Origin of the sequence: Psychroserpens luteus, assembly GCF_015319355.1 — a bacterium.
GTDB classification, from domain to species: Bacteria; Bacteroidota; Bacteroidia; order Flavobacteriales; family Flavobacteriaceae; genus Psychroserpens; species Psychroserpens luteus.
Genome location: NZ_JADILU010000001.1, coordinates 301065 through 324649, shown reverse-complemented (window position 1 = coordinate 324649; position 23585 = coordinate 301065). Strand labels below are relative to the sequence as shown.

Sequence of the window (23585 nt, the reverse complement as noted above, 5' to 3'; positions counted from 1 at the left end):
ATTTATTTATTCACGGAACACCCGTCCTTATTGGGATTGAATAAATTTTACAGTCTCATTAATATAATATAGAAGCATAGTACACTCTAGACAAATCAACCCCCAAGTGCCTTTAGTGGACAAGGGTTTTTCTGTATTTAACATAACATTAACATTTTAGATGAAATATAAAATAGTATTTGGTTCGCATTCCTTAGCAATAGGAACCTTTTAATCGGTATTTAAAAAATAGTCTGTCGTTTGGTCCTTGCTAAAACTATTTATCTCAAACGAGATAGATGGAATACCAAAAAGGAATTAACGTCCTGTCATTATTTGATGGAATTAGCTGTACACAGCAAAGTTTAAAAGAATTAAACATTACAATAAAGAATTACTATTCTTCAGAAATAGATAAAAATGCAATAAAAGTAACACAGCATCATTTTCCTGAAACACAGCAATTAGGAGATATAGGATCAATTTGTGGCAATGTCTTGCCACAAATTGATTTATTAATTGGAGGTAGTCCATGTCAGGACCTATCTAGTTTAAGAAAAAACCGTGAAGGACTTGATGGAGATAAATCTTCATTGTTCTTTCATGCATTACGATTACTAGATGAGATAAAACCCAAGTACTTCCTCTTTGAGAATGTTGGTAGTATGTCCAAAGATGATAGGAGGCGATTTGATGAGCTTCTAGGAGTTGAAGGATTGTCTATCAACTCTAATTTAGTTTCTGCTCAGAACCGTCATCGTATCTACTGGACCAACATCCCAGGGGTAATAATACCCCAAGACCGAAATATCAATCTAAAGAATATCATTGAAAGTGGTTATGTGGACCGTGACAAATCAAATTGTGTTCTGACTAAAAATGTGCCACACACCAAAAATGGTTTGATTAGATACCTCTCAAAGTCCATTGGACAGGTTGTTTTTCATTCCAAACCTTTTACTGAACTACCAAAGAAAGAAAAGCTGGACCGAATTGAATCTATAACAGATGCTGAGGTAAAAGATTTGTTTAGACTTTTTACTGTAAAAGAATTGGAACAGCTTCAAACACTTCCTAAAGATTACGTTGGTGATGTGCTTAAAAAGACTCCTAGTAAACATGCCATTGGAAATGGATTTACGGTTGAAGTGATTAAGCACATACTAACGTATGCAGATTTTAATAATAAGAAATACAATTAATACAGAAATAAAAATGGATATAAAAGATATTGAAAATCAATTAAAAATTAAGAATTTACAAGTAGCACTTGAGAGAGATTATAAAAAGAAACAGAAGTTGAGAGATGATATTCAAACATTAAATTTCAAAAAGCAAATTGAATTAATTAGAGATAAGATAAAGCGAATGACTCGCTAATTGAAGTACTGGTTTTGGAAAACCTTTTAACGCAATTTTTTGGAAAGGTTTTTCTGGTTGAGAGTAATACTCTCCCTTTTTGGTTCCTTGTTGTGATGGTGGTGTTTGTCAAAACACACCACCTCACATTAGAGGTGTGTTATAATACTTATATAGTATGTAGTACTAATTCGATACCTATAATAGGTACTGAATCGATACTTCAACTGGTATCAATTCGATACCACTAGGTAGTCTAATATAAAGCTATCTTCAATCGCCATTTGTAAAAAAATTAGACAAATCTCAACTTATTTGAGTGAATTAACTTTACTTTTTTAGCTCATATCGTATATTAATACTAACAGAATAGAACTGATTCAACTCGTCTGTAATAAAGATTGAATCATAAATTATTTATTAAAATGAAAACCAAAAAAGGTGGCTATGCTAAAAACAAAAAAGTCCACAAAAAAGAAAACAAGAAAGGTACGTTCACAACAATTAACCATTCGACACTAAGAGATAAGGGATTAACTTCAACCGCCAAACTATTGCTTTTTGAAATCCTATCGGATTCTGATGGGTTTAAGTTCAGCGAACAGCTTTATATGAATCGTATGGGAATAGCCAAAGGCGTATTATATAACGCAATGGATAGCCTTATTGAAAACGGTTATCTCAAGAAGACCAAAATCCAAGACACACATTATAATTACTATACAATATCAGAGTTTGGGAATTTAAACACTAAAGCTGGCACTTCAGAGGAGTCAACTAATTCAAAGATAGATGAACCTGAACCAAACAAAGAGGGAATTGATTTGGAAGTACAAAAGAAAGTGTTTGATTATCTGAATCCATATTTTGACTTTATAAATGAGGATGTAGTAGAGGAATATCAAACCTTGGCTAAAAATGGTCTAGATTATTTTAAGATAAAATCAGCACTAGATAAAATCTTAACCAAGAATCAGGTGCAACATTTCAACGAGATTAAATCAGAACTATTAGAATGTAGTGCCAGTCAGAAAGTAAAAGATGAAGCTATCAAGCTATTGAAGATGGAGATATTTCAAAAGCTAAAGAAGGTGGAAACAAATCGCATGCGAAGTATTGCCAGTCAGAATATCAACAAGCGCAGAGTTTTAGACCCTGAATCACTTCAAGCCGATAAAATGGACGGTATTTAAAATCAATTATCATGATAAGACTAACCCAACCTATAGAAATAGAGGTATGCCATCGATACAAAAAATTATACAGTATCGATGGTCTACAGCTTACCGAAGATGATGATACTAGTATCACATTCAAAACATATGCTCAAATGGCTACATATTTAGGCATTAGCCGACAAGCATTATATAATAAGATAAGAGTCAATATGCACCTATTGGATGTATTGGCTGACCAAATAAAAAGGAAAAATGACAATAGATAACAAATTACTTAAACTTAAAAACATAACACCACTTCAAAAACTCATACTTGGGTTAATCCTAGACACACCACCAATAGTGATTCAATTTGCTGGTGGTTATAACAGTACATGTGTCGATATAGCTAAAGAGATAGGTTCAACCCGGACAAAAGTCAGAAAAGAGGTTGATACACTTCTGGAACAGGGCTATATATCTTCAAAAGTGGGCTATAGGACCAGAGTTACCAATATCTCTAAAGCATTCATTGAATTGCTAAATAGTTAAGTTGACGAACCGTACCATTATGCATACTATCCCTCACCTATGCGCTAAAGGGTCTAATCTCCAAAAGGGTCAGTTTTCTGACCCGATGGATGATTCGGGTCTGTGTGCTGTGTGAAGTGTTAAATATTTTACAGGCGGGTAGCCCCCTCTCTAAAATCCTTTCCGCGTATTTTTCCTTAGACACGTATGGTTGTTTTTCCCATGATTGGGGTCGCAGTGCCCAAAAAATTTTTGATAAATTTTGAACATTTTATTTGACCTTTATTACTGGATGTGTATTAGAACGGGTATGTACTTTAATGCTGGCACAGGATTATATAATTTATTATCCTTGTGCAAATCAAAACTTTAATATTATGAGTAGCCAAGCCGACAGACAAGATTTCAAGTGGAGACCCAACGATAATAGTTCTACAACCCTTACTAGGTACTCACAAGAAGCAGAATTATGGCAAAAATCTTTTCTATCTGCGCAATCCAAGCATAAAAAAGCCTCTCTAGGTGAGACTCTTGGTGTTATCGGTTTGGTATTAGGATTGATAGGCTCTCTTATAACATTAGCAGTATTAAGCCTAGTAACATTCATTAAATGGGTTAGGTCTTAGAGACCAATAAATCATTCATTATCCCTTCAATCATTGGAACATATTTTCTAGCTTGCCATCTTGTAAATGGATAGCTAGTTGATACATTTTTAACTGATAATAATTTATTATCTGCACTTGTAAACTTAAATAACCAAAACTCACCTTGTTCTAGTTGAGGTGTTGTCCATTGCACTTGAAGAAAACCTCCACCAATAGAGTAGCCTCTGAGCTTACCTATTTTGATTATATGTTTGATTTCACTAGGTGTCATTATTACATTAAAATATGAAAAACCAATAATCAAATTTTACTTCGACTATTGGTTTTCAATTATTTAAAATCATGTTTCAAGCCATGACCTAATTTACTATAGTACCAAAAAAATTATTCCTCTTCATCTAATATTTCAGGTGATGCAATTATTGTTACTATTATATTATTCTTGCACCATACTTGTAAACCAATATCATCAAATTCATAAACATATTGAGGAACTCCATCATCTTCATAATCTAATATATCTATCTCTCCATAATACTTCTCCTCTGTATGTGAAATAAATTCTTCAATAGTCATTCCAATTAAATTCCTACCTTTATAAAGACAATCATCTCTACAAACAATAGATGTTATATTATCCTCTTCAACATATAATGATAAACCTAAATCCTCTATCTCGTAAGTTTCCCATTCAGTACTATCATTTACTGGCGTATAAGCGAATTTAAAATTACTTTTGTAATTATTAATTTTAGATTCAAATGTAAAATCTCCAATTCTTATAAATGGTATAAAATATAGTATCATTTTTTTATTAATTTCGTTTTCCTGTCCTTGTGTCTTCTGTTCCTTTTTTATTCTTTTGTGCAGTTTGCTTTATATTCTTAATCTTTTGTTTGATTTTCTTTGCAGCGGCTCCAGTAGCATTTGCTAACTGCTCTTCTAAAACTTTTATTTGTTTACCAGCTTTTGTTAATCCTCTACCATCATCTCCGTGCTTCTCATTTGGACTACTATCTTGTGCAAAATTATCAAAATTCCCTTCTGATAAACTCCCCTCAGAAGATGGAATACTAAAATCAAACTGCATATTGCTTAATGCGTCACTTGCTTTTACAGCTGCATCTGTAAGAATAACTGTTGCAACTATAGCGCCAACTAAAGCAGCATATGGGTTTTTAGCTGATGCCACGAATGTTGTTGATGCCTCAGTTACTGCTCCATCTGATTTCGATTCTTTTTGAGTAGATACAATATCTACAAAATTTTCTTCCTCAATACCTCCAGCAATAAATGCTTCTTTTGAAGCACCTGTATTACCAACACTTCCATCAGAATTAAAAGTAAAGCCAGTATTATTTTGGTCAACCCCAATAAATGATTCTGCTATATATTCACCTTCAATTCCTAAATCATTAAATTCTTGTTGTGTTGTTGCTTCATCAGTATGCACAATATTAGCATCACTATCTTTATACCAACTACCAGGAGCCATTCCATCATAATCTTGAAAGAATACAGGATTGTTGAATGCAAAATTATAAGGCGAGTGTCGTCTCATGTCTTCAGCCAATGGGTCAATGTTCATCCAACGCCCTAAAGCTGGGTCATAGTTACGAGCCGTAACATCCATCCAACCTAATCCAAGTTCGTCTTGTTCTTCCTTACCACCAAAGCCATACTTATGGTCAGTACCATTTATTACGTTATTATACCCTTTATGTTTGAGTCCAAATGGATAATAATTGTTCTCTTCAAGGATTTCATATTCTTCAGAAACACCATCACTATCTAAATCCTGACCATCTCCTTCTAAATCAATTTTACCATCACCGTCAGTGTCAGAGTAACTTAATCTAATATTCCCTAAATGATCTTTATATTGATATACATAATTAAAACCTTGAGTTAGATCATTCTCAACTTTTGGCTCTACATACCCTTCTGGATGGCTAAAGAATTGTAAATCTTCTCCTGTGTCGTCTTCTTCATAGATATAATTACCTGCATATCTGGTTATTTTTATATTTGTTGATGTTGAATTACTACTAAATACTTTTTCTAATTTAACACCAGTAGCATCATAAGTGTAATTAATTGTACCATCTATATTGGTATCGTTATTATAGTCAAAAATAATTTGTGTTGGTAGGTTTAAATGATTGTAAGATATATTTATTATCCCTTTATTTTTATCTACAGTCATATTACCATTACTGTCATACTCATAATTGTTACCTACAATCTTTCGATCTTTATAACCTGCTTTTTTATTACCAGAATCTGCGACTGACATCAACTTGTTACTCTTTGGAGCGTAAGTGTATTGTAATTGGTCTATAATATCTGTGCTCACAATGGTTGTTCCTTTCGTGCCAAAACGTTGTAAGCTAAATATATTGCCATTTTTATCATAGCTAATATTACTAACGCTAAAATTCTCAATATCTTGTGAGTTATTTAAAGTGTAATCTCCATGATAGTTAGCGTTAGTTATTCTGTTTAATGCATCGTATGAATAATCGTAACTTCTTGGGTTATTATCACTAGCTGTTTGCCAATGGGTTTCGCTAATGTTTCCATTAAACAAAGGAGTACCTGTTATTGGATTGCTATACTTTAATTGAAAGTTAAACAAATCATAATCTACTGTATTTGTATCTTCATTAATGGTTTTTAACCAACCACGAATATTGTATTTAAAATCTACTGTTTGTAAACCTATAGATTGTTCTGCAGAACTGCCTACTGCTCCTCCAACATTTTTTATTTCTAATTGCCCTAACTCATCATAATGGTTGTTTACAATTAGTTCTGTCTCACTACCTATGATTTGAGTTTGAGTAAGGAGTCGTTGTGCATGGTCATAGGTGAAAGCATCTATAACATCTATAGTAGCTTGACCTGTTTTTTCATGATGCGATGTGGTTTCTAAAACTTTACCAACAAAGTCTAGTTGAATTTTACTCCAGTCTAGAGTGTTAAGATATTCGTTTTTGCTTACCAAGAAAATTGATCGTGCTTTGTTATCATAGTAATTTGCTGAAGTAATCCAATCCACTGTTTCTAAAACACGTACTTTACTTACAGTAGAATGAGTTTTGTTGTTTTCTGAAAGGATTTGATTATAACTGTTTTGATACTCTAAATCTGAATCCAAATTTATTGCATCATAATCATCATAATAGTTTATGGTATGTAATTCAATATTTGTATTTGGAATGATATTTTGTGTATAAAAAAGAGAGGCTCCATCAATAGACGGTCCAGAATTACTTTTTGTTTCATTAAAAGTACTCTGTAGATTAATGACTTCTTGTAATTCTAGCCTACCAGAATTATCAGTTATACCAGTTGATTCAAAAAGGTGTTTTCCTGTATAAACCACTCTTGAAAAAGCATCATATTTAGTAAATAGCCATTTATTTTCTAATCTTAAATTAGCATCTTGAGAAAGTACAGGTCTATCTAATTTATCATATACAATATATTCCCAATCTTTACCAGGTATTTTCTTTTCTATAAGTCTATTTCTATAATCGTAATGGTAGATATAGCATAAACCCTCTACAGTAGCAGGAGGAATTACTGGCATAATAGTGCCACAAGTACGAATAAAAGAGTTTAGTGCAACTTTACCATTAATATGGAGACTATTATCTTTTATAGATAAAGTGTATCCTTGAAAAATTTCAAAATTATCTCTATTGTCTATTTTGCGTTTGGCGTTTAACGGTATTACAAGTCCTTGCTTTAATTTTAATGGCGTTGTAGTAGAACTATTAAAGTTGAAAAACACATTGTCGTTTTCATCTATAGTAATATTTAATCCTCCTTGACCTCCATATTGGTTTGGAATATTAACACTTAAAATATCACTATTAGGATAGGCTGAAAGTTGCTTTTCATAATCTGCAGCAAATTTTGGATCTACATCTGTGTATGTTGTCCAAGGGTAATTTTGGGTATATGCAAGCTTAATAGTACTATTAAACATTTCATTTACACCAGCAAGTTCCCCATCGCCTTTGCCAGATTTTTCTATATAAATAGCGTTTTTTTTAATTATAAAAGTGTAGTCAAAATCAGCACCACTTATTCTACCAAGTTCCGTATCTTTAAACGTTCCATAATCTTTTAAGGAAACTAATTGGCCTTGTTTTAAGGCAAAAGGAGTATTAGCAGAAAAAGTGATACTCAATGTTACTAAATCTTCATTTTCATGTGTATTGACAGTAAAACCACCTTGTCCACCAAATTTATTTTGAATATCTGCATTTAAAATAGCCTCGTTTTCATAGTCTGCTAGTTTTCTATTATAATCATCAGCAAAAGCTTCATCAACAAGTACTAAATCTGTCCAAGGATAATTGGTTTGTGAACTAATACGAAAACCTTGATTATCCATAACTAAGATTTCATCAGATGCTTCAGGAGGAAGTACATAAGTTAAATTTCCATAATCGTCATAAACATAATATGTGTCATATAGTTCTCCTTCATTATAAGTTCGTTTTAAAACAACTTGTCCTTTCTTGTTAGTAAAATCCTCTACAGTATGGTTTGTTCCTGATACCCAATTCTCATCTTTAGTAACTGTTTTATAAAGCTCATTAATAGTGTAATTTACATTGTAAACAAGTTCTGTGCGCTCCGTATTATTATCAGGGTGAGAAACGCTAAACTCTTTAACTTCATCAACTATATTATTGGTTTGATAATCGAACTTAATAGTGTGATCATTACCAACAGCCCAATCTTCTCCTGGCGCAGCTTGTTCTAAAACTCTGTTAAGAGGTGATGACTCAAATACTGTCTCACTGTATGGATTTGGAATTGCTCCTAAATCGTCTGGAAATTTTATTAGATATTGATTGTTTAATGGTGTCATATTTCCATCAATGTCAAGTGTAAGACTTGTCTCATAATCTAACGATGTGTTTGATCTTAAATATGGTAAATAATTTCTTAATTGTCTACCAAACTGGTCATATATCGTTGGAGTAATAATATCTTTATTATTACCTCCTGCTTGCTTTGCAATACTCTGAATTAGTCTACCTAATCCATCAAAATAAGAAACGTTCTCTATTTTATCATTTGGTGTTAACTCTATTGATGTACCAGCCTTATGAATACCGTCAGTAGTCTTGATTTGATAGCTTGTGGTATTAATGTAATTCTCAGTTCCTGTTTGTGCAAAGACTAAGCTAGACACAAAACATAAGGCGATTGTATATATTAGATTTTTCATATTAATCTTCGTTTTGTATCCTGTAGTTATAGTCGTTTTTACTTAAGATATTGCCTTCTTGGTCTCTGATTTGTTTTAGACGATTAAAATCATCATACTCATAATATATTGTATATCCTTTAGAGTCAGTCATGCTAGTTGCTCCGATAAGTGGGTCATAGGTGTAAGTAGTAACCAAAGCATTTGGCAATGAATTTCTTAAATTTTGAAGTACCTGTCTCAACTGCTGTTCATTACAGTTTGCTTGATTACAATTATCATAATCATTATTTGAAAGCGATTTAAGATAGAATTCATAAGTTTGCAATTCTGAATAAGAGGCATTTTCAATTTTTGCTATTGGTAGCACATCATTATATCCCCAGATAATAGAAGTATATACATTAGATTTATTATGGTATTGAATTACATTACCATTATTATCTACTAAATCTATGATTGTCCCTTCTTCAGGTGTACTAGATCCTGTTTTTGTATATGAAGTACTTTGAGGTAATATTAAGTTATTATTAAATTGTGAATAGTTTATAATATTGACACCTATAATTAAGCCATCTTTCTTTGAAGACCTTTTTACTGGTTCAGCAAGTCGGTTTTCTTGTATGAGATTACTCATATAAGGTAATGATGATACATCACTGTCAAATGGATAAGAAATCTCTGTACTAAATTCATTAACCCCATCATTAGTTTTTCGTCTTTTTAAAAATGGATATGTGTTATCATATTCAAAAAACTCTTCCGTAACAATTGTTCCACTACCTAAATATTCTGTTGTAGTTATTTGGGATTTCAGATTTCTCTCAATATTTAACTTAGAAGAAAACTCAACTAGTCTTGGTGGTCCAGAGCCAATTGAGGTTTTTATACTTTTATTATGATTTAAAATATATTCTAAAAAGAGGTCATAACTATAATCAAATTCCTTTTTTATTAATTTTATTCCAGACTCTGAAAAAATTTCCTCAAGCAAGGGTTTACTTCTTTTTATTTCATAATCTGTAAAATAATCACTTGTAAACTTACTATTATAGGCTAAAAAAGAAGTACCAGTGCCTAAGGAAGTAATAGTTGATTCTATATTTGGAAAATCATCTGGACTATGAAATTTATACTCAGTTCGACCATTTCCAATCTCTCTTTGAACAACTTTTGAATAGCCCACAAAACTTCCACTAGTTAATTCTAAACCACTACTGCTTTTGTCATAAATAGTAAAGTATTTTTCCCAAGTTGATTCGGGAACAGATGTTGAAATCGATGATACATTAGGGTAAGCAAAATTTGGAATATTATTAATGTAGCCAGAGGACGTATTATCATCTTCAACATAAGAATATTCGAGAATTCTCTCATTTATTCCATCACTTAATTTCTGTTTTAATATTCTAGCACCACCAGCTGTATATTCTGAACCTAGAAATTTAAATGTGTGGTTTTCATATTCAAATTCTGAACTTCCACCAGTTGGATAATCTATTTTTTTTAATAAACCTGTTAGAGAAAGGCTATTAGGTTCAAGACTATAATCTCCATTAATTATTCTATGACTAGAACTATTTTGTCTTAAAAAAGGTAAAACTGAATTGCGCCCTTGATTAGGATAATAGTATAAGATAGGGCTTGGCCCAGCTGAAAAAGACATATTTAATTCATAATTAGCTCCATTACCATTGTAGAATCCTAAAAAATCCTTTTGTATGGATTTTCTACTCGGCAGCATATTTTCCTCATAATATTCAAAGTTATAGCCTTGAATTGAATTACCCAATTTGTCATTAATATTAACTCCTTTAAGTTTAAGCCTCTTACATTCTTGATGATCGCAACTTTGTTCAGACAAAAAATAACCAAACAGAAAATCAATTGATTTTATAATCGTTCCGTTATTATCTTTTATTACAATTTTAGAAAGTGCTTGTTCACCAGACAAATCAATTCTATTTAGGTTATACTCAAATTCTACAACTCCTTGATCCCAAGTTATACTTGATAATCGGTTTAAATTTGACCATTTTGTTAAAACACTATTAGCATGTAAAGAACTTGTATTAGAATAATCAAGGTGAATATAGTCGGATGTACCATAATATGGATTATTATTACTATTCATTAAGTTAACCACTTCTTCAGGGAAGTCTCTAGAATACTCTTCATAGTCGAATACAACATTTTTATTTGTTGAAGGGTCATTAATAGTATTTAAATGCCAACTTGAAATATCAATATTATAATGAGACCCAAAAGGATTCCAAATGTCTAAAACAGGAATGAAGAAATTCTCAAAAACATCCTTATTATTGAAAGAATAATTTATCCCGTTTGCATTCTTAATTTGAAATGAATTAAAATCAAGGACATCTTTTTCTAAATATGCTGGAGAAACCCCCCAAACTGACGTCAAACTTTGAGATGGATTACCATCTTCATCTCCAGTAAAACCAATAGGATATAAAGTAATATTAGATCTAGATGTATTTGACATGGACAAACTAGCATTATCCAAAAAGACAGGAGAGTATTGCCTGTTCTCATAAAGAATCTGATCATTTTCACCTACAGTATCTTCTAGAAAAAACTTTCCATTCAAACCTGGTGCATTGATTCTGTAAATATCAGGATACGCATCAACTTTACCAGGCTCATTTAAAGCTGCACTAGCAGTAAATGGAGGATTATAATAGACAATTGTTCCACTTGAAAAAGCTCTCTTTTTAATAGGAGCCTGCCTTCTATGATAACCGGCTGTAGAAAGATCATATTCTGTATAACCACCTCCATCTCCGTCAACTACTTGCCAAGCATTCACTTTTACATCATTGTCATTTAAATCTTTAACAACTCTTGAAATGTTCCCACCTGCACTTAAACTCCAGCTAGTTCCTACATTAGATGCAACATCACTAATTCTTATTCCTCCAGAATTATAATTAATTGAAATCGGCACAGTAATTCCACCAGATTTAATTTCAAAAAGAGGAATTGTAGTATTAACTTTACCTGTATATAGGTCTATAGGCAGGAAATTATATGTTTGAAAAGCTTGAACATCTGGAGACATAAATATCTCATCCCCTGGAGATTTATCTACATAACGTTCTGGTTCAGATTGAGAATGTAGTTGAAAATGTTGAAGCATTCCAAGAATCATAAAAATTAATACTGTTCGATTCATTTCTAAAATTTAATGATTAAAATTAATTTAGTTACCTATAAGAAAGGGAACACAAGTTATATACAATTATAACAAAACTAAAAATTATCTTGAGTTTAACCTCTAGTTTAAAATAAATATGAATAAGGCTATTATAAAATATCATTGAATCAATATAATTATTGCTTTTAAAAGACCATAATTATTTTTTTATACATATGAATTATCCTAAAACACTACTCAACTTAAACATAGGCAAATACATGGCTATCAAAATCACGCCAACTAATACACCTACTATAAGTATGATAAAAGGCTCCATTACTGTTGATAATAATTTTGAACGCTGTTGTACTTGGGTATTATACTGACTATTTAAGCGTTCAAATATAAACTCATTTTGATTAGTTTCTTCAGCAACTTTCACAAGCGCTATCATTTTATCATCAAAAAGCTTATGTGGTTTCATGCTTTCGCTTAAAGATTGCCCTCTTAAAATTTGTTGCTCCACATCTTCAAGAGCACTTTGTAAGGGATAGAAATCAATCATCTGTTTAACCAATTGAATACTATTAACCACAGGGACTTTTGAAGCTGTTAATAACGACACTGCTTGCGTAAATTGAGATAAGTACACTGTTCTAATAAAATCTCCAATAAATGGTAATTTCAAAATGAAGCTGTCTTTAGCTTTTTTAAACCATCTCTTTTTATTTAAAAAAACTCTTGAAAATAGAAGTCCAAAAAACAAAATCAATGCTATCCATCCATAGCTTTTCATAAATTCAGAAGCATAAATTATAAACTTTGTGATAGCAGGAAGTTCGACTTTTTGTTGTTCAAAGATGTCTTGAAACATAGGTACCACATATTGCAACATGAAAATTACTACTAATAATGCAGTAGTTAAAATAATGATTGGATATGTAAGTGCGCTAATAAGGTTTCTTCGTTGCTCGTTCTTTCTCTCAAAAAAAGCACCTAATTGTTCACAAACCTCTGTTAGACTACCTGTTTCTTCTCCTATTTTAATAGAAAAATATTCATAATCTGTAAATTCTTTTTGTTTTTTGAGCGCATCAGACAACGTAGATCCAGAGATAATATCATTAGAAATTGCTGTTAATTTTTCTTTGTGTAATTTCTTTTTAATTGCGCTTTGAATTAATTCTAAAGCATCTTTAAGTGTAATTCCTGCTTTTAAAAGCACGCTTAATTCTGTATATAAGTCTTCCTTTATTTTATTGGAGAATGAGCTACCAAAAAGTGTGATTTCCTTTTGTAAAAATGAAGTATCAAAAAAGGAGGTTTCTTCCTTTACTTTATTAGGTTTTGATATGTTGTCTAACTGAAATCCCATTATTGATTCATATATAATGTTGCGTCATTAGATTTATACACGAACAACTTCTGGTTTTGAAATGCCTTCGTAGTTTCTAGTTTAATAGCATCAATTGAACTGTCATCTGATAGTTCCCCATCGAAATAAATCTGTTTGTTTAGCAATTGAATAGCAAACGTATCTCTATCTTTTATAATATTACCTTGATGAAATTTATAAACAACAGATTCTATTTCCGTAGAAAATTTCAACTCATCTTCTATTTCGTTGTAACTAATTTTAGAATAGCGATTGAAGTCCAGCCAAAGTGATGTTTCCAGTTTATTTAATTCCAAACTCTTATTATAGTTATTTTGTATCGCTAGCATCTGCTTTTGCACTAAAGTTAGCACTGAAAAAGCTAACCCCACAACAACACTTGTAAGGATTAACACTATTATCATTTCACTTAACGTGAATGCATTTAATTTTCTATTCCGTCCTACTTTGCCCAATAGTTATCGTTTTATTTGTTTCTGAATTAATAGCTTCAAATTCAATTATACTTTTATCGTTTTCTATGTGTTCTAAAATATTAATTTGCCACTTTCCAAACTCTTCGTGATAAGGTAATTCCAGCTTTTCATTTCTTTGCAAATACTGCAATTCGGTTAAATGAGTATCTACAGCTTGAGTATTATTTTTTATGGTATTTGAAAAAATAGTATTCAAAATCATACTTGCCAACATAAATATAACTACAATTAAAACTGTCGCCACTAAAGTCTCCATAAGTGTTGATCCTTTTACTTTTTTTAGTACAACCATTTTATGACTCCTTTTTTAGAATTACCAAATGAAAGACCTACATATTCTTTTGGTAAATCATTTGCTATAATCTTACCGTAATAGATGTGATTTTGATAAACCGAACCAAATTGTCTAGCTATAAAATTGTTAGTATAAACACTTCCTAAGACAGTCCCTTTTAATTCAAAATTTTGATTACAATATACTTCTCCAGTAATTGATGCATTTTCTTTTAGTTCTAATTGCACATCATAATTATTTGGTTTTGTCTGTCCTAGAAAAAGAACCAAGCCTTTTATTTTAGAATTTGAACCAATAACCAAATGTTTTGAATTTTTGATTTTAGAATTAGTTGCGTCAGTTTTTTCATTTAGTATAATTGCTGAAGGATAATCTAATATAATACGTTCTCCTAATAATAATTCTTCTGAGGCAAAAGCTTGCAGATTCCCTTTAACATCATTTTGAATTTCAACTTCAGGAGCAATTAAAATAACATCTCTTAAAACTGAAGAAGATTCAACAACTATCTTTCTTTTTGATTGTATGATTATATTCCCAATCAATGTAATTGCGTTTAAATTAATCTCTGAATTAGAGAACAGTATTAGAGTAGGTTTAAAAAAGGAATTCTTATAAACTCCTCCTTCTCTAATGTTTAAATATTGATTTTCTTTTATATTAGAAATAGTTTTCTCAATAGACTGTATTTGAGTCACTGTTTCACTAATAATCTTTGGCAATGCTCTAGCTGTTCTTTGGCTTCCGTAAATAAGCTGGGTACCATAATAAGATTCCCCAGAGATTGTTCCAGACTTCACACCTCGTTTTGGTAAATACGTTAGACCTTCAATTCTTGTTTTCCCAACCAAGACTAATGGCTTATTATTATCTTGAACATAGAGCGCCAATCTTTGATTATAAATTGACAAACCTCCAATTAATGCCGACTTTTCAATGCGGTTATTCTTAATTTTTGAAACAGAAGTGACTCTTTCAAAAACACCCCAAAAGTCACGATTCAATTTTAAGCTTTTATAATCCTCATCAATTAAAGACACGGAAGTTGTATCATTTAACGAGATATTATTATTTAATGCATAATGTATCCCATTATCAGCATTCTTAGTCGTTTCAATAATAAAATTAGCTTGAATTTTAAAACGATTATGGATATGAACTAACAAAATAAACGCTGTTAAGATTAAAGCTATTATAACTCCAATAAACAATGTCATTTGCAATGCTCCAGCTTTAACTTTAAACCATATCATTATTGACGTTTTATGGTTTGATTTTTATTCTGATAACGAATTATTATCTCTTTCTCATTTCCTTTTATCAACTGAACGCTATCAGCTATTTGACCTATTTTTAGGAGATATTGATGATCATTTATATTAACAACATATATTTTATCTGATGTGCTTTGTTTTTTCACCAACCCTCTATATGTAATCTTAGCATTTATTAAGCTATTTTTAGACTGAGTTATCGAACTTGATGATGTTTTTTGTTTTCTACTTAGCGTACCTAAAAAAGGATCTCTTTCTAAACTTTGAATAGAAAACGTATCAACTTCAGTATTTACTTTAGGGTTAAAAGACTTATCAAAGTTCTCTTGTTTTACTTCGGAAATCGTCGGACTAACACCACTAATAATCTTATAACCTATGATTCCCCAAACACCTAAAACAGCTGCTAATAACAAGTATGTTTTTGATTTATTCTTCAACAGCGAAATTTTGAGTGGTATATATGGTTTGGTATTCTGAATTTTCTGCTCTCACACGCCATTCGTAATTCCCTAATTCTAGTGACTTTGAAAAATTGGTTATTGTTACTATAGAATCTAAAAGGATTTGAGAGGCATTTTCAAAACTAGGCGTTGCTAACTGTAAGCGATATTGAGTGGCATCTTGGACATCGTTCCATGAGAATATAATATCACCCTGAGTTAGAACAGAGTTATTTGTTGGAGCTAAAACAGTTATTACGTTTTCAGAAATGTTCTCAACCTCAATAATGTCATCACAGCTGGATAATAAAAATACGAGTAGGACTATTAAAAAGGTTCTTTTCATCTTAAAATTTATAATAATTGATTTTCTTTTTTGCGCGATTTGAAGATCTAAATGAGCCATTTGGACATTTATCATTACCCTCAACTAAATCTATAATTTCTAACTGGTATTTATCATTTTGTTTCCAGCAAGAATATGAAGTTTGATATGAAAAAACTACACCTTCATTAAATTTAATTTTTTCCTGAAGCAAACCATCTTTATAAATATTCAAACTATAACTTTTAACTCCAATTGGTTCTAAAAAGATCTCTTCAGCATTAGATATTTTTTGCTGTTGTATTTGACTAAAAACTATAGCTATACTAGTAACAACATGAGACTCTTTTTTATTCTTTAACAATTCAAAAACATCTTTATTATCTTGACCATTAAGACTTTTTAAAACCTCTATGCGATCAGATATTTCTAATTTCAAGTATTTGGATTTAGTCTCTGTAGTATCATCATAAGCTATATTTGCAGATTGCAATTTTACAGCCTTTTCAAAGGCTTTAAATGATACTTTATTAAAATCGATTAATCTAGCACTAAGCTTAACAGGGTTGAGATACATAGGGATAGCAAGACTATTGTAATCACTCTCAATGATGAAGTTTTTATCCAAACCTATTGTACCAATAATTACATTTTGAGTAGTTCTCTGTTGAACTTCATTTTTAACTAAAACAGTTTTACAAGACAAAAAGCTTAAAATTAAAAAATATACAAGACAGAATTTTCTAGTCATTAAAAATCATTTTAAAGGGTAAAATCTATTTTTAGATCCAAATTAACGGAACAATATAATATAGATTTGTAAATTACTAAATTTCTAATGAAACTACCATTCCTTTATTTTAATTTTTATTACCTACTTATCATTAAAATGGTGGGAATTATTGTATTGACTAATATTTACTGCATTCTAAAGAAATTTCATTCTTTCTTCACATAAAAAATAAATAAAAATCATATATTCATGAAAATTATTTTTTAATCACTCATGAAAAAAATTAATGCATATAATCTTCAAGAAATACTTGTCGTATTAGTAATCATTGGCATTTTGTTATTACTAGCACTTCCCAATCTAATGCCTTTAATTAGTAAAGCTAAAAGCACAGAAGCGCAATTGCAATTGAGTCATATCTACAATTCACAAACGACTCATCGATATATGTATTCTAAATATTCTATGGATTTATATGAAATAGACTTTGAAGCACCAAAAACAGTTAATGAAAATGGTAGAAGTAATTATAGTTATGAACTATTGAGTGCAAGCAACAGTTCCTTTAAAGCAAGAGCTACTGCTGTTACAGACTTTGATGGTGATGGTGTTTTTAATGTTTGGGAGATTGATGAAAATGGTGCTCCTAAACAACTAGTAAAAGATTAAATTGGTTGCTTTAAAAATTGTCTTAATCGTGAGTTTAATTATGATTTTTTATCAAGACATGAAAGAGCGTCAAGTATATTGGTTTTTATTCCCTGTTGTTGCTTTATGCACTGGAATACTACTTTACAACAATATGTTTCCAGAATTATTTTACACAACTATAATAATCAATATGGTCTTTATAATTATTTTATTGTCAGTCATATTTTTCTATTCTAAACTGAAACTTAAAAGATCACTATCTAATACTTTTGGGCTTGGTGATGGATTATTATTTTTTGCATTAGCATTCACATTTTCCAGTGTAACATTTTTAGTGCTATTTGTTTTCGGGCTTATATTTTCATTGTTAATACATATTGTTCTTAAAAAGAATTCGAAATTCACAACAGTACCTTTGGCAGGATATTTAAGTCTATTCTTTGCAATAACTTATTTAGGACATTGGTCTGGAATTATAAAATCTATATATATAATTTGAAACAAGAGTACAACATAGCGACACCTTTACTTCAATTGATCACTAGTGAACAAGCACATCACTATAGAATCATACCTATGGAGTCTTCTAATCGTACTTTTATGTTTAAATCTGATCAAATATCTGAGAACTTACAGCAAGAGTTACAGATAGTCCTGAATAAAGATGTGGAACTTATAGAGGAAACCACAGAAAATATTCAGCAATATTTAAGTATTAATTTTAGACAGCGTAATAAAAATCATTCTGAAGATCTCCATTTTAGTAATGATTTTCTAGAAAAATTATTGTTTACAGCTAAAGACATTGGTAGTAGTGATATTCATTTTGAACCTTATGAATATAAATGTCGTGTACGTTTCCGCTTAGACGGAAAACTTAAAGAGCAATTCATTATTTCGCCTCAAGAATACCCAGTTATAATCAATAAACTCAAAATACAAGCTGGACTTGATATTTCTGAAAAACGTCTTCCACAAGATGGTCGTATAACTGTTAAAACAACTACTGAAGAATTTGATATTCGTGTATCATCATTACCAACACTACATGGTGAAAAAATGGTATTGCGTATATTGAGCAAAGATGCTAATCACATTCAATTAGACGAATTAGGATTCACAACAAAAGAACTCAAAACGTATAAGGAAACTATTAAAAAACCTAATGGAATTATTCTTATATCTGGCCCAACAGGATCAGGAAAAACAACAACGCTTTATGCAACTTTAAAGTTATTAAATGATGATGAAACTAATATTTTAACCATAGAAGATCCAATTGAATATACCTTAGAAGGTGTTAATCAAGTTCAACTTAAAGAAAATATTGGGCTTGATTTTGCAAGTACGCTTAGAACTTTTCTACGTCAAGATCCAGACGTGATTATGGTTGGTGAAATTAGAGATGCGAAGACAGCAAACATGGCAATTCGTGCTGCATTAACTGGCCATTTAGTATTATCAACTATTCACACCAACTCAGCTTGGGCGACAATTTCTAGGTTAATAGACATGGGTATTCCCTCTTTTTTGATTGCGAGCACTTTAAACGTTAGTGTTGCTCAACGTTTGGTGCGACAACTTTGTAACGATTGTAAAGAAAAAAGTAATATTTCAAAGGATCTTTTTCCTTCCAATTTTCAAATTCCGAAGCATTTAAAAGCACATTTTAAAGCTATGGGTTGCAATAGTTGTTATCATACAGGATATCAAGGCAGAAAAGCTATATATGAAATTATACCTATCACAAAAACATTAATTCACCATATCAAGCAAAATGATTTAGAAATTGATGACTATTTAAACGAACACAATATTTCAACATTAAAAAGTAATGCTATAACTCTTGTTGAAGAAGGACTAACTTCTATCGAAGAGGTTTACGCATTATTATCAGATTAAAACAAACCATATAGGTTTATGAAAATAACAGAAAAGATATTTGAATTACAGGCAGTATATATGAGAAAATTATTATTTGGTTTATTATTAATGAGCTGTTTGGTTTCATTTGCTCAATCTCAAAACACATCTGAGAAACAACGCATTGAAAATATAAAGAATCAACTCACCTTTTTATCAACTGAAACCGTTGGTTTAACTGAAAATGTAAAAACAGAAATCAGCGTTAATAATATTACGCTATCTAATTTTTTATTGGCTATCTCTGAAATACACAAAGTGAACATCAACGTTGCTCCAGAACTCAATCAAATAACCTTAGTAAATAATTTTACTAATGTTACTGTTACAGATTTACTTGTCTTCTTATGCAAAGAATATAACTTAACTATTGATTTTACGGGTAACATTCTGTCTATTAAACATTATCAAAAACCAGAAGAACTAATGGAGCAACGTATCATACCTGTGGCATATGATCCGTCAACAAATATGATCTCATTAGATTCTAAAAATGATAACTTATATGATGTTTTTAAAAGAATAATGGATGAGACAGGAAAGAATTTAGTGTTTTCTCCAGGTCTTGAAAACAGGCAACTAACAGCATATATTCAGCAAACACCTTTTGAAGCAGCTATGGATAAACTTGCTTTTGCAAATAATCTATATGTTGAAAAATCTAAAGATGGTTTTTTCGTTTTTGAAGATGACACTGTAACTGTTAGTACAAACGTAAACAATTCAGGTACTGCCCAAACGGTTCAACGTCCTAAAAGAAAACGTAATTCTAACTTCTTTTTTAAAGTAAAAAACCAAGAAGATCAGCTTTTAGAGGTCGATTTTATTAATACGCCTATTGCAGATATTATTAATGATATTGGTACTGAACTTAATATAGATGTATTTACAGCTACGCCTTTGGATGAAGCTGGAATCGCAACATTTAAAGCTAAGAATATCCCTTTTGATGACTTATTAAAAAAACTATTTGAGATACAATCTGTAAAAGGTTTAACTAGTTCAAATCTAAACACTAGTTCAAATCCAAATAATGGACAGAGCCAAAATAATTCTAATACTAGTAAACGATTTACCTATAAAAAAGAAGGTAATATTTATTTCTTCGGAATAGATAATCAACTTAGCCTAAGAAAAGTAGAGATTATCCACTTACAGCATCGTTCTGTAGAATTACTGTCTGACCCTTCTGGAGGTGGAGGAAGTAGTAGAAGTGCAGGTAGGAATTCTGGATTTAACTCTAATGTCTTTGGGGCGTCAGTTAATAATTTCAATAACCAAAATAATAACTCTAACAACAATAACAGACAGTCCCTAAACACAAATAATACTGGAAGTTTTAATAATTTTAGCAGTAAAGTCGAAGCACTAATAAACATACTTCCTGATGAAGTGAAACAAGACTTAGATATAAAAGTAGATTATGAATTGAATAGTTTTTACGTGAATGGACCAAGTGCAAATGTGGAACGTTTCAAGAACTTTATTTATAAAATTGATAAACCTGTTCCTGTTATACTGATAGAAGTCATGTTAATCGAAGTCAATAATTCATCTGTAGTTGAAACTGGAGTGAGTTGGGGCATTGGGGAAGAGCCTACAATTACACAAGGTGGTTTATATCCAGAAACCAACTTAACATTAGGTGCTAAGACAATAAATAAGGTTATTGGTGGATTTGATGGTTTTGGATCATTCAATCTTGGAAAGGTGGTTCCTAATTTTTTTGCAACTATAAAAGCCATGGAGAGCAATGGAAATTTGAAAGTGCGCTCTACACCTAAACTATCAACATTAAATGGGCATCGTGCTACATTTTCTAATGGACAAACATCATATTATGCTGTTACAGAGCAAGTCATTATAGGGTCTGATAATCCTATAACCCAAACAGCAGTAAATTATGTTCCTATTGATGCTGAATTAGGCATCACTATCAAGCCCTTGGTTTCTGGTGATGGTCAAGTCACACTAGATATATTTGTATTACAATCTACATTTGGCGCTCGAATAGCAGAAGATGCTCCACCAGATATTAGTTCTCGTGAATTTAGTTCAATCATTAGAGTTAAAGATCAAGATATTGTTGTTTTAGGCGGACTGGAAGAACAAATGAAAAACAACTCTGGTTCTGGTGTGCCATTTTTAGCACGAATTCCAATTATAAAATGGTTGTTTAGCAAACGTAAACGAGAAGCTAGAAAATCAAAATTAACTGTTTTAATTAAACCTACGATAATATATTAATGCTCAATAAAATTTGGACATATCTTCAATATGGAAATCGTTTTTGTGGCATTGAGCATACAATAAACAGCAATACACCTATTTCTGTTTCAATTTTAAAACAATCAAAAAAAGAATTAAATCTAGAATCAACTTTTCAGATTGATTCTATAGAGAATATCCCAAAAAAGTTATCGAAAAACCAACATGCTATTCTGGTTGTCAATAATGGAAATGTTTTATCAAAAACTATTGAAAGTAATCAAAAAGAACCGCTTAAATTAGTATACAAGGCTTTTCCAAATATAAACATTGAAGAATTTTATTTTGAAATTATTTCTGAATCAAGATCATACTTTATTTCAATTTGCAGAAAGAATTATGTGGATGCTTTAATTTCTAATTATTCTGAAAATAAAATTCACATTATTAGTTTTTCTTTAGGCAACAGTTCAATATCAGGAATTAAAACATTTATCGATAAGAAAGAGGTTCAAACATCAAACTCAATTGTCACTATAGAAAATCAAGAGATAACTGGAATTAATAAAGTTAATGTTGAAAATGAAATTTATGATATAAATGGTCTTAATGTATCAAACCAAGAACTATTATCCTTATCAGGTGCTTTACAAACAGTGCTAAGGAATAATATTACAATCACGAACTATGAAGATAAAAAGAATCACTTATTAACAGAATTCAAACACATCCAATTTTTTAATCAATTTTTGAAATCTGCTGGTTTACTAATTCTTGGGATACTACTAATAAATTTCTTTGTTTTTAATCATTACTTCAATCAGGTTAATAATTTAAAACAGGTCTCCGAAATTAATGAGTCTACAAAACAGAAAATAGTAACGCTAAATAGTTTAGTTTCAAAAAAGCAGAAAATGGTTGATGACTTACTAAAAAGTAATGGTTCTAAAACGTCCTATTTTGCCAATAGTATCATGCAAAGTTTACCTGAAACACTTTTACTTTCAGAATTTAATTTTCAACCTCTCAAAAAACGTATTAAGGAAGATAAACCAATAGAGCTTGATGATCTTAAAATTATACTATCTGGTAGTTCGACTGACAGTAGCCTATTTTCAAAATGGATTAGTCAATTGGAGCAAATGGATTGGGTAAAACACGTTGATATTATAGATTATGGATCTTCTTCAAGTTCTGTTTCAGATTTTGAAATCAAAATAATATTGAGCGATGAGTAAGAAGAATAAAAACATATTACTCATTGCTGGATTTGTTTTAGCGCTTATGATTTGCTATCAATTAGCTATTTCAAAAACCATTCAACAAAAAGAACAGTATAATGACTTGAAGAAACAAGAACTATTATTTGAAAATGCACCAAAAAAATTATCACTTTTAAAACAGAAACAAATATATTATGACTCGCTTTTAACCAAATATCAATTAGACGGGTCTTCAATACAGAACAATCTTCTTAAGTCCATTAATATATTCGCTGAGATTAATAATCTCGAAGTTATTAATTTTTTAGAACCACATATTATCATTAAAAATGATTTAACTATAAAAACATATGAGTTTGTTGTTGAAGGTTATTTTAATGAAATTAATCAACTTATCTTCCAGCTAGAACAGAAAACAAAGTTTGGAGAGATAGTAAATCTGCATTTTGAAAAAAAGAAAAACTTTAGGTCTGGCAAATATTATTTGCAGGCTAAAGTATTGTTGAGGAGTTATGGTTAATTCACGAAATTTTCATTGAAAATCTTCTAACCTCAGCATTTGATTAAATCAAACAAAAACACTCATAAAAAATGAGTGTTTTTATTTATAC

Annotated in this window: 22 protein-coding genes; 11 read left to right on the top strand and 11 right to left on the bottom strand. The window is 30.7% G+C overall.

Annotated elements, in window-relative coordinates:
* Positions 1-278 precede the first annotated feature (278 nt).
* From IM744_RS01475 to IM744_RS01450, 6 genes are all read left to right on the top strand, one after another.
* Entirely contained in the window at positions 279-1181 is a 903-nt protein-coding gene (locus IM744_RS01475) for a DNA cytosine methyltransferase (protein WP_194506306.1), read from the top strand.
* A 13-nt stretch (positions 1182-1194) separates the two neighbouring features.
* Entirely contained in the window at positions 1195-1359 is a 165-nt protein-coding gene (locus IM744_RS01470; RefSeq protein ID WP_194506305.1) for a hypothetical protein, read from the top strand.
* 404 nt (positions 1360-1763) lie between these two features.
* Complete coding sequence (locus IM744_RS01465; protein WP_194506304.1) at positions 1764-2531, top strand: hypothetical protein; 768 nt, start codon at positions 1764-1766, stop codon at positions 2529-2531.
* A gap of 11 nt (positions 2532-2542) precedes the next feature.
* Complete coding sequence (locus IM744_RS01460) at positions 2543-2782, top strand: hypothetical protein (RefSeq protein ID WP_194506303.1); 240 nt, start codon at positions 2543-2545, stop codon at positions 2780-2782.
* Entirely contained in the window at positions 2769-3047 is a 279-nt protein-coding gene (locus IM744_RS01455) for a winged helix-turn-helix transcriptional regulator (protein WP_194506302.1), read from the top strand. Before IM744_RS01460 ends, IM744_RS01455 begins: the two co-directional genes overlap by 14 nt.
* A 356-nt stretch (positions 3048-3403) precedes the next feature.
* Positions 3404-3652, top strand: coding sequence for a hypothetical protein (locus tag IM744_RS01450; protein ID WP_194506301.1), 249 nt, complete (start codon positions 3404-3406; stop codon positions 3650-3652).
* Here IM744_RS01450 and IM744_RS01445 read toward each other — a convergent pair.
* From IM744_RS01445 to IM744_RS01395, 11 genes are all read right to left on the bottom strand, one after another.
* On the bottom strand, positions 3642-3938 hold the full coding sequence (locus tag IM744_RS01445; protein ID WP_194506300.1) for a hypothetical protein: 297 nt from the start codon (positions 3936-3938) through the stop codon (positions 3642-3644). The two genes, IM744_RS01450 and IM744_RS01445, sit on opposite strands and share 11 nt — an antisense overlap.
* An 80-nt stretch (positions 3939-4018) precedes the next feature.
* Entirely contained in the window at positions 4019-4441 is a 423-nt protein-coding gene (locus IM744_RS01440; protein WP_194506299.1) for a hypothetical protein, read from the bottom strand.
* Between the two features lie 7 nt (positions 4442-4448).
* Entirely contained in the window at positions 4449-8888 is a 4440-nt protein-coding gene (locus tag IM744_RS01435; RefSeq protein WP_194506298.1) for a DUF6443 domain-containing protein, read from the bottom strand.
* 1 nt (position 8889) lies between these two features.
* A complete protein-coding gene (locus IM744_RS01430; RefSeq protein ID WP_194506297.1) occupies positions 8890-12063 on the bottom strand; it encodes a hypothetical protein in 3174 nt (1057 codons plus the stop codon).
* Positions 12064-12265: 202 nt separating this feature from the next.
* Complete coding sequence (locus tag IM744_RS01425) at positions 12266-13402, bottom strand: type II secretion system F family protein (protein ID WP_194506296.1); 1137 nt, start codon at positions 13400-13402, stop codon at positions 12266-12268.
* A complete protein-coding gene (locus IM744_RS01420) occupies positions 13402-13878 on the bottom strand; it encodes a PulJ/GspJ family protein (RefSeq protein ID WP_262892942.1) in 477 nt (158 codons plus the stop codon). Before IM744_RS01420 ends, IM744_RS01425 begins: the two co-directional genes overlap by 1 nt.
* The gene (locus tag IM744_RS01415; RefSeq protein WP_194506294.1) at positions 13856-14191 is read right to left on the bottom strand and encodes a PulJ/GspJ family protein; all 336 of its coding nucleotides are present in this window, start codon (positions 14189-14191) and stop codon (positions 13856-13858) included. Before IM744_RS01415 ends, IM744_RS01420 begins: the two co-directional genes overlap by 23 nt.
* The gene (locus IM744_RS01410) at positions 14179-15447 is read right to left on the bottom strand and encodes a hypothetical protein (RefSeq protein ID WP_194506293.1); all 1269 of its coding nucleotides are present in this window, start codon (positions 15445-15447) and stop codon (positions 14179-14181) included. Before IM744_RS01410 ends, IM744_RS01415 begins: the two co-directional genes overlap by 13 nt.
* Positions 15447-15908 carry a protein kinase family protein gene (locus IM744_RS01405; RefSeq protein ID WP_194506292.1) on the bottom strand — a complete coding sequence of 154 codons (462 nt, stop codon included), beginning with the start codon at positions 15906-15908 and terminating at the stop codon, positions 15447-15449. Before IM744_RS01405 ends, IM744_RS01410 begins: the two co-directional genes overlap by 1 nt.
* Positions 15898-16257: a hypothetical protein gene (locus IM744_RS01400; protein ID WP_194506291.1), complete on the bottom strand. Its 360-nt coding sequence runs from the start codon at positions 16255-16257 to the stop codon at positions 15898-15900. The genes IM744_RS01405 and IM744_RS01400 overlap by 11 nt, the downstream gene beginning before the upstream one ends.
* A gap of 1 nt (position 16258) precedes the next feature.
* Positions 16259-16987: a hypothetical protein gene (locus IM744_RS01395; protein WP_194506290.1), complete on the bottom strand. Its 729-nt coding sequence runs from the start codon at positions 16985-16987 to the stop codon at positions 16259-16261.
* A gap of 255 nt (positions 16988-17242) precedes the next feature.
* Here IM744_RS01395 and IM744_RS01390 point away from each other — a divergent pair, with 255 nt between their 5' ends.
* The 5 genes from IM744_RS01390 (at position 17243) to IM744_RS01370 (ending at position 23494) form a co-directional block, all read left to right on the top strand.
* A complete protein-coding gene (locus IM744_RS01390) occupies positions 17243-17638 on the top strand; it encodes a prepilin-type N-terminal cleavage/methylation domain-containing protein (protein ID WP_194506289.1) in 396 nt (131 codons plus the stop codon).
* Between the two features lie 477 nt (positions 17639-18115).
* Complete coding sequence (locus IM744_RS01385) at positions 18116-19522, top strand: GspE/PulE family protein (RefSeq protein WP_206694453.1); 1407 nt, start codon at positions 18116-18118, stop codon at positions 19520-19522.
* Between the two features lie 18 nt (positions 19523-19540).
* Entirely contained in the window at positions 19541-21790 is a 2250-nt protein-coding gene (locus tag IM744_RS01380; protein ID WP_241738270.1) for a type II secretion system protein GspD, read from the top strand.
* Positions 21790-22989, top strand: coding sequence for a hypothetical protein (locus IM744_RS01375; protein WP_194506288.1), 1200 nt, complete (start codon positions 21790-21792; stop codon positions 22987-22989). Before IM744_RS01380 ends, IM744_RS01375 begins: the two co-directional genes overlap by 1 nt.
* Positions 22982-23494 (top strand): hypothetical protein, encoded by a 513-nt coding sequence (locus IM744_RS01370; RefSeq protein WP_241738269.1) that lies wholly within the window; start codon positions 22982-22984, stop codon positions 23492-23494. Before IM744_RS01375 ends, IM744_RS01370 begins: the two co-directional genes overlap by 8 nt.
* Positions 23495-23585 lie beyond the last annotated feature (91 nt).